At 69.5% G+C, this 10,251-nt stretch carries 10 protein-coding genes and 1 pseudogene; 5 read left to right on the top strand and 6 right to left on the bottom strand.

What is annotated here, in order from left to right:
• From EQG76_RS18150 to trhA, 4 genes and pseudogenes are all read left to right on the top strand, one after another.
• Positions 1 to 308: pseudogene (locus EQG76_RS18150) on the top strand (hypothetical protein); the annotation flags it as partial.
• Positions 309 to 425: 117 nt separating this feature from the next.
• Positions 426 to 2,048, top strand: a complete 1,623-nt coding sequence (locus tag EQG76_RS18145) for an electron transfer flavoprotein-ubiquinone oxidoreductase (RefSeq protein ID WP_159715790.1) — start codon at positions 426 to 428, stop codon at positions 2,046 to 2,048.
• 136 nt (positions 2,049 to 2,184) lie between these two features.
• The gene (locus EQG76_RS18140) at positions 2,185 to 2,778 is read left to right on the top strand and encodes a BPSL1445 family SYLF domain-containing lipoprotein (RefSeq protein WP_159715789.1); all 594 of its coding nucleotides are present in this window, start codon (positions 2,185 to 2,187) and stop codon (positions 2,776 to 2,778) included.
• Entirely contained in the window at positions 2,775 to 3,470 is a 696-nt protein-coding gene (gene trhA / locus EQG76_RS18135; protein WP_255476563.1) for a PAQR family membrane homeostasis protein TrhA, read from the top strand. The genes EQG76_RS18140 and trhA overlap by 4 nt, the downstream gene beginning before the upstream one ends.
• Before the next feature lie 10 nt (positions 3,471 to 3,480).
• On the opposite strand, the gene EQG76_RS18130 is transcribed toward trhA, so the two are convergent.
• The 6 genes from EQG76_RS18130 to EQG76_RS18105 all read right to left on the bottom strand — a co-directional run bounded on the left by EQG76_RS18130 (position 3,481) and on the right by EQG76_RS18105 (position 8,321).
• Entirely contained in the window at positions 3,481 to 3,747 is a 267-nt protein-coding gene (locus EQG76_RS18130; RefSeq protein ID WP_159715787.1) for a Uma2 family endonuclease, read from the bottom strand.
• A gap of 263 nt (positions 3,748 to 4,010) precedes the next feature.
• Positions 4,011 to 4,748, bottom strand: a complete 738-nt coding sequence (gene map / locus EQG76_RS18125; protein ID WP_235031433.1) for a type I methionyl aminopeptidase — start codon at positions 4,746 to 4,748, stop codon at positions 4,011 to 4,013.
• Positions 4,749 to 4,799: 51 nt separating this feature from the next.
• A complete protein-coding gene (map, locus tag EQG76_RS18120; protein WP_235031434.1) occupies positions 4,800 to 5,594 on the bottom strand; it encodes a type I methionyl aminopeptidase in 795 nt (264 codons plus the stop codon).
• Between the two features lie 251 nt (positions 5,595 to 5,845).
• Positions 5,846 to 6,715 carry a DMT family transporter gene (locus EQG76_RS18115; RefSeq protein ID WP_159715785.1) on the bottom strand — a complete coding sequence of 290 codons (870 nt, stop codon included), beginning with the start codon at positions 6,713 to 6,715 and terminating at the stop codon, positions 5,846 to 5,848.
• Complete coding sequence (locus tag EQG76_RS18110; RefSeq protein ID WP_159715784.1) at positions 6,712 to 8,136, bottom strand: amidase; 1,425 nt, start codon at positions 8,134 to 8,136, stop codon at positions 6,712 to 6,714. Before EQG76_RS18110 ends, EQG76_RS18115 begins: the two co-directional genes overlap by 4 nt.
• Entirely contained in the window at positions 8,133 to 8,321 is a 189-nt protein-coding gene (locus EQG76_RS18105; protein ID WP_159715783.1) for a hypothetical protein, read from the bottom strand. The genes EQG76_RS18110 and EQG76_RS18105 overlap by 4 nt, the downstream gene beginning before the upstream one ends.
• A gap of 136 nt (positions 8,322 to 8,457) precedes the next feature.
• Here EQG76_RS18105 and EQG76_RS18100 point away from each other — a divergent pair.
• Positions 8,458 to 10,251 (top strand): transketolase (locus EQG76_RS18100; RefSeq protein ID WP_159715782.1); only part of this gene is annotated, 1,794 nt, incomplete at its 3' end.

The raw sequence follows: 10,251 nt of genomic DNA, 5'->3' as shown, positions 1-10,251 counted from the left end.
GGACGCTGCGGGCACCGGTCGACGGCAAGGGCGCGGTGCTGGCCCTGGCCGGCCAGGGCGATGTCGCGGCCGCCACCCTGCTGGGCACGGCCGATGCCGCCGCGACGCTGGAGGCCTGGAAGCTGCGCGCCTTCCTCCTGGCGGCGTGCCTGCTGGGCGGCTGCATTCTCGCCTTCGGCCTGAAGCGTGCCGGCATCGGCGTGGCGGCGAGCCTCGGCGGGGGCGGGGCGCTCACCGGGCTCCTGCTGGGCAGCTCGATCTGGCTGGTCGTGTCGGTAACTGCCTGGTTACTCTTCAGGCTGCGCTAACCTACGAGGCGGACGTGGGTTTTCCGCTGCCTTAGCGCGCTTCAAAGCCGCAAGCCGGCGTGCTACGCCCGCACCTGCCGCAACGACGCCGCCGGTGCGCAGCAAGGAAGGATCGGGATGGAACGCGAGCAGATGGCCTACGACGTGGTGATCGTGGGTGCCGGGCCTGCCGGCCTCGCCGCCGCGATCCGCCTCAAGCAGATCGACGAGGAGCTGTCCGTCTGCGTCATCGAGAAGGGGGCCGAGGTCGGGGCGCACATCCTGTCGGGTGCCGTGCTGGAGCCGCGTTCGCTGAACGAGCTCCTGCCCGACTGGAAGGCGCAGGGGGCACCGGTCGAGACGGCGGTGACCGAGGACCAGTTCCTGTTCCTCACCGAGACCGGCAGCCGCCGGCTGCCCACCCCGCCGCAGATGCACAACGAGGGCAACTACATCATCTCCCTGGGCCTCCTGTGCCGCTGGCTCGCCGAGCAGGCCGAGGGGCTGGGGGTAGAGATCTATCCGGGCTTCGCCGCGGCCGAGGTGCTCTATGACGAGGCAGGTGCGGTGCGCGGGGTGGCCACCGGCGACATGGGGGTCGGCCGGGACGGCCAGCCGACCGATGCCTATCAGCCTGGCATGGAGCTGGTCGGCCGGCTCACTTTGTTCGCCGAGGGCTGCCGCGGCTCGCTCACCAAGACCCTGTTCCAGCGCTTCAACCTGCGCGACGGCGTCGACCCGCAGACCTACGGGATCGGCATCAAGGAGCTGTGGGAGGTCGATCCCGCGCAGTTCCACCTGGGCCGCGCCGTCCACTCGATCGGCTGGCCGCTCGACCAGAAGACCTATGGCGGCTCGTTCCTCTACCACTGGAAGGACAACCAGATCGCGTTCGGCTTCGTGGTCGGCCTGGACTACGCCAATCCCTATCTCTCGCCGTTCGGCGAATTGCAGCGCCTGAAGCTGCACCCGGCGATGCGCCCGGTCTTCGAGGGTGGGCGGCGGATCAGCTACGGTTCGCGGGCGATCACCGAGGGCGGGCTGCAGTCCCTGCCCAAGCTGGTCTTCCCGGGCGGTGCCTTGATCGGCGACACAGCAGGCTTTTTGAACGTGCCCAAGATCAAGGGCACGCATACCGCGATGAAGTCCGCCATGTTGTGTGCCGAGGCGGCGGCAGCGGCGCTCAAGGCCGGCGGCGAGGCGCCGATCCTGCTGGAAGCCTATCCGGAGGCGTTCCGCAAGTCCTGGCTCTACGAGGAACTGCACGGGGTGCGGAACATCCGGCCTTCCTTCCGGCGCGGCCTGATGGCCGGCCTCGCCTACTCGGCGCTGGACACCTACGTGTTCAAGGGCAAGGCGCCTTGGACCCTCCATCACCATGCCGACCACAGCGCCACCGAGCCCAAGTCGAAGCACCGGCCGATCGACTATCCCAAGCCCGACGGCAAGCTGACCTTCGACCGGCTGAGCTCGGTCTTCCTGTCCGGGACCAACCACGAGGAGGACCAGCCCTGCCATCTGCAGCTCAAGGACCCGACCGTACCCACGCGGATCAACCTGCCGACCTATGACGCGCCGGAGCAGCGCTACTGCCCGGCGGCGGTCTACGAGATCGTGCAGGACACGAATGGCGAGCCCAGGCTGCAGATCAACGCGCAGAACTGCGTGCACTGCAAGACCTGCGACATCAAGGACCCGACCCAAAACATCAACTGGGTGACGCCGCAGGGCGGCGGTGGTCCCGTGTACGGCACGATGTGACGGCCAGGTGGCTGGCGGCGGCGCACGGTGACGTGAGATCGGTGGTGATTTCCACACTGGTGGCATGTCATGGGCGGGGCATATGTTCGCCGCACCCCCGGGCGCGGGGCGGGTTTGCGTCCCTCGGAGAGCCGTCATGAAGAATCGTGCGCAGGCAGTCGGTGCCGCGCTTCTCGCCGCCGGCCTGATGGCGGCGTGCACGCCGGCCGGAACGGAGCGTCCTGGCACGCCGGCCGCCGAGGCGACGCCCACGCCGTCCAAGGCGGAGACGATCAACGCCGCCGTCGATGCCTCGCTGCTCGACCTGTACCGTGCCGCCCCCGGCGCCCAGGCTCTGGTCGAGCGGGCCAACGGCGTGCTGGTGTTCCCGTCCATCACCAAGGCCGGCTTCATCGCTGGCGCCGAGTATGGTCAGGGCGCGCTGCGGGTGAACGGCCGGACCGAGGGCTTCTACAGCCTGACCGCCGGATCGCTCGGGCTTACCGCCGGTGTGCAGGAGACCGCGCAGGTCATCCTGTTCAACACCGAAGAATCGCTGCGGCAGTTCCGGGAAAGCAATGGCTGGACGGCGGGCGCCGATGCCTCGGTGGCGCTGCTCAAGATCGGTGCCGGCGGTGTGGTCGACACCCGCACCGCCAACTCCCCGGTCCAGGCGATCGTCTACAACACTTCCGGGCTGATGGCCGACGTCTCGGTCGCCGGCCAGAAGATCACCAAGATCGAGCCCTGAACCGCCCGCACGCCCCCGCCCCGGCAGGCATCCGCCGAACGCGGCGCCTGCCGGGCGAGCTCAAGACCTATACGCGCGAGGAGCGGCTGGCCGATGCGGCCGTCCACCTCATCGGCCTGTCCCTGGCCGTGCTCGGCTGCGGCCTGCTGGCCTTCGTCGCCGGTGGCCGCACCGGGCCGCGGGAAGCTGCGGCGCTGGCGCTCTACGGCCTGGGCCTCGTCGCCATGCTCGGCTGCTCCGCCCTCTACCACCTGACCAGCGACCCGGCGCTCAAGCACCGCTTCCGCCGCCTCGACCATGCCGCGATCTTCCTGATGATCGCCGGCACCTACACGCCGCTGCTCGTGATCGGCGTGGGCAGCCCGCGTGCCATGTGGCTCCTGGCCTTCGTCTGGCTGGTGACGCTGCTCGGCATGGCGATCAAGCTGCTGGCGCTGCGCGTGCCGGAATGGCTGTCGGTGACACTCTACCTGGCGCTCGGCTGGGCGGTGCTGGCGGCGCCGGGCGAGATCATGGCGGCACTGCACGGCCGGGGCCTAGCGTTCCTGGCCGCGGGCGGCATCGTCTACAGCATCGGCGTCGGCTTCTATCTGTGGGAGCGGCTGCGCTTCCACACGGTGATCTGGCACCTGCTCGTCCTGCTCGCCGCCGGCTGCCACTACCTGATGGTGCTGGACCTGGTGCCGGCCTGAGCGCCGCTGCTCAGACCGTCGTGTCCTCGTAGACCTCGTCCAGCGTGATGTCGGCACCCAGCAGCTCGGAGCGGAACGTGCCTGAGCCGATCGTGTCCACGATCTCCCAGCCGCGCTCCGTGCGCGTCCAGGTCCGGACGCGGCGCCGATGCCCCTCCACCACCCAGATCTCACGCACCGATTCCAGCTCGCTGTACTCGCCGGGCTTGAGTAGGAAGTCGACGGACCGGCTGGACGGCGAGGTGACCTCGACCAGGAGGACGGGAGACGGCACCACCAGACCATCACCCGGAGCCTCTCGGCCGGCGGCTGCGGATGGCCGTGTAGCAGTTGCCCCGGATCAGGTGATGGTTGCGGGTGCCGCTTGCCATCGCGAGGAGGGGATTGTCGTCGGCAAAAAAACTTCGGCATCGGCCGCCCGCCGAGATACTCCCAAGGCTCATCGCGCGACTCACGCCAGCGATATTACTCCTCCCGGCTCATCGGCTCGGGCAGGTCCAGCTTAGGCTTTATCGTCTACCCACCTCATCATGGAGGAAGCTAGCACGCGGCGCTCATATCGGTGAACACTTCCACCCCGTCGGCGGTGATCCCCACCGTATGCTCCGCCTGCGCCGCCCAACCCCGGTCGCGGGTGACGATCGACCAGCCGTCGGCGAGCGTCTTGGCGTCCGGCCGGCCTGCCACTAGGATCGGCTGGACCGAGAGGAACATGCCTTCATCCAGCACTTGGCCCTCGCCCGGGCGACCCCAGTGGTGGACGTGCGGCTCGGTGAAGAATTCGCGGCCGATGCCGTGGCCGCCCAGGTCGCGGAGGACGGCGAAGGCTACGCCGGCGATCCGGGCCTCGGCGGCCTGCTGGATGGCGTGGCCGAGATCGCCCAGCGTGGCGCCGGGGCGGAGCACGGCCAGCCCAGCGGCCAGCGCCTGTTCGGCGCGCTCGACCAGCAGGCGGCCGCGAGGGGTAGGCCGGCCGGCATGGAAGGTCCGGCAGATGCCGGCATGCCAGCCGTCGAGCTTCGCCTTGAAGGCGATCTTCACGAGGTCGCCATCGGCCAGCCGCTTGGCCGGGCTCGGGATGCCGTGGCAGGCGACATGGTTGACCGAGATGCAGGCGGCGGCGGGGAAGCCACGCATGCCCTTGGTCGCGGGCTCGCCGCCCGCGGCTCGGATCGTCGTCTCGACGATTGCGTCCAGTTCCGCCGTGCTGATGCCGGACCGGACCGCCGCTCCGGCCGCGGCCAGGGCCTGCGCAGCGAGCTGGCCGGCTTGGCGCATGGCGGCGAAAGCCTCTGGCCCGTGGCGGGGGATGGCCATGGCTTGAGCGGGTCAGCCGACCTGCTGGACCAGTTTGTAGGGCGGCTTCTCGTACCCGAGTGCCGAGCGGGTGAAGATCTCGACGCCGGTCTCGGTCACGCCCACCGTGTGCTCGAACTGGGCCGAGGAGGTCTTGTCACGGGTCACACAGGTCCAGCCATCCGCCAGCACCAGCACGTCCGGGCGGCCCACATTCACCATGGGCTCGATCGTGAAGAACATGCCGGGCTGGAGCACCACCGGCGGGCGGGGCTCGAACTGCAGCTTGCGCGGGGTCTTGTAGTGCTTGACCTCGGGCGCGTCGTGGAAGTTGCGGCCGACCCCGTGGCCGACGAACTCCTCGACAACCGAGAACGAGACGCCGTGGCGGCGCTCTTCCACCACCTTCTGGATCGCCTCGCCGACATCGTCGAGCGTGGCGCCGGGCTTCACCACATTGATTCCGGCCCACATCGCCTCGTAGGTCCGCTCGATCAGGAGCAGGTCCTTCACCTTGGCCTTGGGCAGGGCGAACATGCGCGAGGTGTCGCCGTACCAGCCGTCCAGGATCACGGTGACGTCGATGTTCAGCGTGTCGTCCGGCTGTAGGAGCTTCTTCTCGCTCGGGATGCCGTGGTTCACCACCCGGCCGATCGAGATGCAGGACGAGGCGGGGTAGCCCTTGTAGTTCTTGGTGGCCGGGATCCCGCCATGGTCGAGCATGTAGCCCTCGATGAGCCGGTCCAGCTCAGCAGTGCTGATGCCGGGGCGGATATGGGGCGTGATGAAGTCGAGCGTGTCGGCGGCCAGCCGCCCGGCCTTGCGCATGCCCTCGAAGCCGGCCTCGTCATGGATCGGGATCGGCCGGTTCTCCAGGCCGCGCTCGATGAAGCTGTTGGCGAACGTCTCGGCGGCGGCCTCGATCCCGGCCATGGACGCGAAGTCGAACACTTCCTCGGGCTTCTTGTAGATGCTCTTCTGGGGCTTGGTCGGGCGGTTCATTCAGCAGGATCGCAACAGGTCGGACGGTGGAGGTCGGGCGGTGGACAGGTCCGGCTACACGGGCGCTCGCGCCAAAGTCAACCGGGCTGGGCGCGCAGGCGCTCGCGCCAGGCCGCATAAAGCCCGCTGGCGACGATCACCAGGGCACCCACCACCACATATGGGCCCGGCACGTCGCCAAACACGACCCAGCCCGAAATCGCCGCCCAGATCAGCATGGTGTAGGTGAAGGGCTGCACCACCACGGCCGGGGCGTATTGCAGCGCCAGGACCAGACCGAAATGGCCGATCACGCCGAGTGCCGCCACCACGCCCAGCAGCAGCCACTGTTCGCCGGTGGGATCGATCCAGAAAAAGGGGCCCACCAGCGACAGGGCGATCGTGCCGCCCACGGTCTGCCAGACCATCGAGGTGGCAGCCGCGTCGTAGCGGCCGGCGATCCGGGTCATCACCTGGTAGATCGCGTACATGCCGGCACAGCCCAGCATGATCAGCATGCCCGGGCTGATCTCGGCAAAGCCCGGCCGGACGATGATCAGCACGCCGCACAGGCCCACGCCCACCGCGATCCAGCGGCGCAGCCCGACCTGCTCGCCCAGGAGCGGCACGGAGAGTGCCGTCACCAGCAGCGGGGTGAGTGCGAAGATCGCGTGTGCGTCCGCCAGCGGCACGGTCTGGTAGCCCACCACCACGAAGGTCATCTCGGCGGCGATGAACACCGCGCGGGCGATCTGCAGCTTCGGCCGGGCGCTGCGCAGCGTGGTGCGCAGCCCGCCCGGCATGGCCAGGACCAGTGCGAGGGGAATGGAGAGCGCATAGCGCACCCACAGGATCTGCACGGGCGGCAGCTGGGTGGACAGGGTCTTGCTGGCCGCGTCCATCCAGCCAAAGCACGCCATGCCGCACAGGCAGATCAGGATGCCCTTGGTCTTGGTGTCGAGCGTCACGTCCCGGCGAGGGCAAAGCCCGACGGCCGAAACGGGCCGAACACCCGCTCCACCGCCGCGGCCGCCTGCAGGACCAGCGCCTCGGCAAACGGCCGACCGATGATCTGCAGCCCGATCGGCATACGGTTGCCGTCCAGGCCCACCGGCACCGATACGGCCGGCAGCCCCAGCCAGTTGGACAGGCCGATCAGCTGGCCGATCGCATTGGCGGTCTCGACGAAACGCGCGTCGCCGCCGGTATCGGTATCCGCGATCCGCGGGACCTGCACCGGGCAGGTCGGCAACACCACGAGGTCGGCCTTGCTGAAGACCGTGGCGCAGAAATGGTCGAGCGCCCGGCCCCGGCTGCGCATGGCGGAGAGATAGTCGACGGCACCCAGCGCGAAGCCCGGCTGCATGCGCGCCAGGGTCTGCGGGACGAAGTCGTCATGGCGCTGCTGGACATGGGCGCGATGCACCGCGCCGCACTCGGCCATGAGCACCAGACGGCGGATCGCGGTGATCGCCGCGATGTTCTCCAGCCCGCCCTCGGTGACACTGGCGCCGTCCTCGGCGAGCGCCCGGATCGCGTCGCGCACCGCGGCGTCGACCACCGGGTCGACCTCGCAGCCGAGCCCGGAGGTCGCGTGGAACAGGCGCAGCCCGCCCACCCCGCGCTCCAGCCCGGCCGTGTAGACCGGGACCGGCAGGCGGCTCGTGGTGGTGTCGTCCGGGTCGTGGCCGGCGATCGCCTGGAGGACGAGGGCGGCGTCCCGGCTGGTGCGGGCGAGCGGGCCGACATGGTCCAGCGAGAAGCTGAGCGTCATGGCCCCGGCCCGGCTGACCCGGCCATAAGTCGGCTTGATGCCGACCAGTCCGCAGAACGAGGCCGGGATGCGGATAGAGCCCCCCGTGTCGGAGCCGAGCGTGGCCGGGATCAGGCCTGCCGCCACCGCGGTGGCGCCGCCCGAGGTCGACCCGCCGGTGATCCGCTCCGGGTCGTGGGCGTTACGCGGCGTGCCGGTATGGTTGTTGTGGCCGGTCACGCCCAGCGCGAACTCGACCATGTTGAGCCGGCCGACATCGATCGCACCCGCCTGATCCAGGCGGGTGAGGACGGTGGTGGTGCGCGCGGCCTGGAAGTCGGCGCGGATGCGTGAGCCCTGCCCCGCGATCTGGCCCTGGCGGTAGAACATGTCCTTGTGCGCCATCGGCACGCCGTGCAGCGGCCCGCGCAGCCGGCCGCGGGCACGCTCCTGGTCGCAGCGCGCGGCCTCGCTCAGCGCATAATCACTCCACAGCCGCGCCGTGGCGTTCAGCGCCCGACCGCGCCCTTCCAGTGCGGTCAGCACCGCCTCGGTGGTCTCGACCGAGCTGACCTTGCCGGTGCGGATGGCATCGGCCAGCTCCGCGAGCGACAGGGCCAGGATACCGGTGGTCATGGCTTCGGCTCCGGCGTGGCGTTGCGCTCCAGGGCGACCAGGAAGTCGCCGGGCTCGCATTCCACGGGCAGGTCGCGGCACACCTCGCGCAGGAGTGCCGCCAGTTCCTCGCAGGTCGCGACCGCCGAGGGCGGCACTGCCACGCCCGATACGGTGTCGACCTGATTGTCAGCTTCGCCCGCCACCCTGAACCACCCCCTGCATGTCGGCGCCGCCTGGATGTCGGCGCATGGCCCTGCATGTCAGCGCATGGCAGTGCGTCTAGCACTCCGCTAGGCTTTGAGACAGCCACGGCGACAACAAGAGCAGAGAGGAGCCCCCATGATCGAACCACGCACCGTCCGAAGGCTGGAGGCGATCGAGAAGAAGCTGCTCTGGCTCGCGTCCTGGACCATCCACCACGCCAACCATCTGCGCCCGGCGCGTGACAAGCTCAAGGTCGGCGGCCACCAGGCCTCCTGCGCGTCCTGCGCCACCATCCTGACCGCCCTGTTCTTCCACACCATGCGCGGGGCCGACCGGATCGCGGTCAAGCCGCACGCCTCGCCGATCATGCACGCCGCTCTCTATCTGATGGGGCTGGAGCCGCGGGAGCGGCTGGAGCGGTTCCGGGCGTTCGGCGGAGCCCAGGCCTATCCGTCGCGTACCAAGGACGTGCCGGTGGTCGACTTCTCCACGGGTTCGGTGGGCCTGGGTGCGGCCGTCACCCTGTTCGCCTCCCTGACCCAGGACCTCCTGCGCCAGCGCGGGCTGGTCGACGACACGCCGCCGCCTGGCCGGATGATCGCGGTGGTGGGCGATGCGGAGCTGGACGAGGGCAACGTGTTCGAGGCCCTGCTGGAGGGCTGGAAGTACGAGGTCCGCAACGTCTGGTGGGTGATCGACTACAACCGCCAGTCGCTCGACCGGGTGGTGCCGGAAAAGCTGTTCAGCAAGATCGAGGGCTTCTTCGACGAGGTCGGCTGGGAGGTCGTCACGGTCAAGTACGGCAAGAAGCTCCAGGCCGTATTCGCCGAGCCGGGCGGCGAGGTGCTGCGGCGCTGGATCGACGACTGCCCGAACGACCTCTACGCCGCGCTGACCTTCAAGGGCGGGGCCGCCTGGCGGGCCGAGCTGCAGGCGACCGCCGGTAGCGACCCGTTCATCGCAGGCCTGCTGGAGCGGCTGGGCGACGACGAGCTGGCCCAGCTCATGACCAATCTCGGTGGCCATGACGTCGAGGCAATGCTGGAGGCGTTCGATGCGGTCGAGGACGACCTGCCGCGCTGCTTCATCGCCTACACCGTCAAGGGCTGGGGCCTGCCGCTGGCCGGGCACAAGGACAACCATGCGGGGCTGATGACCCCCGACCAGGTCGACCATCTGCGCAAGGCGATGGGCATTGCCGAGGGCGAGGAATGGCAGCCGTTCGCGGGCATGACCGAGCTCGAGGAGGATCTCAGGGCGTTCATCCACCAAGTGCCATTCCGCCAGCGCATCTTCCGCCACCAAGCGCCGTCGGTGGCGGTGCCGGAGGGCCTGGGCGAGGTGACGATCGGCCAGACCGCGTCGACCCAGGAAGTGTTCGGCAAGCTGATGGCGGAGCTGGGACGCAGCGATTCCGAGCTGGCCGGGCGGCTGGTGACCACCTCGCCAGACGTGACCGTCTCGACCTCGCTGGGCGCCTGGGTCAGCCGGCGCGCGGTCTTCCACGGCACGGCGCGCGAGGACGTGTTCCGCCAGCACAACGTCGCCTCGCCGACCCGCTGGCGGACCTCGCCCACGGGCCAGCACATGGAGCTCGGCATCGCCGAGAACAATCTGTTCCTGCTGCTGGCGGCGCTGGGCCTGGCGCACGAGACCTTCGGCGCCCGGCTCCTGCCGGTCGGCACGCTCTATGATCCGTTCATCTGCCGCGGCCTCGATGCGCTGAACTATGCCTGCTACCAGGATGCCCGCTTCCTGCTGGTCGCCACGCCTTCCGGGGTGACGCTCTCGCCCGAGGGCGGCGCGCACCAGTCGATCTCGACGCCGCTGATCGGCATGGGCCAGCCGGGCCTCACCTATTTCGAGCCGGCATTCGCCGACGAGCTGGCGCCGCTCATGCGCTTCGCCTTCGCGCACATGCAGGCCGAT

The sequence above is a fragment of the Geminicoccus flavidas genome (assembly GCF_009806515.1).
Lineage (GTDB): Bacteria > Pseudomonadota > Alphaproteobacteria > Geminicoccales > Geminicoccaceae > Geminicoccus > Geminicoccus flavidus.
Note: the sequence above shows the minus strand (reverse complement) of the source record. Positions and strands in the feature narration are given on the sequence as shown.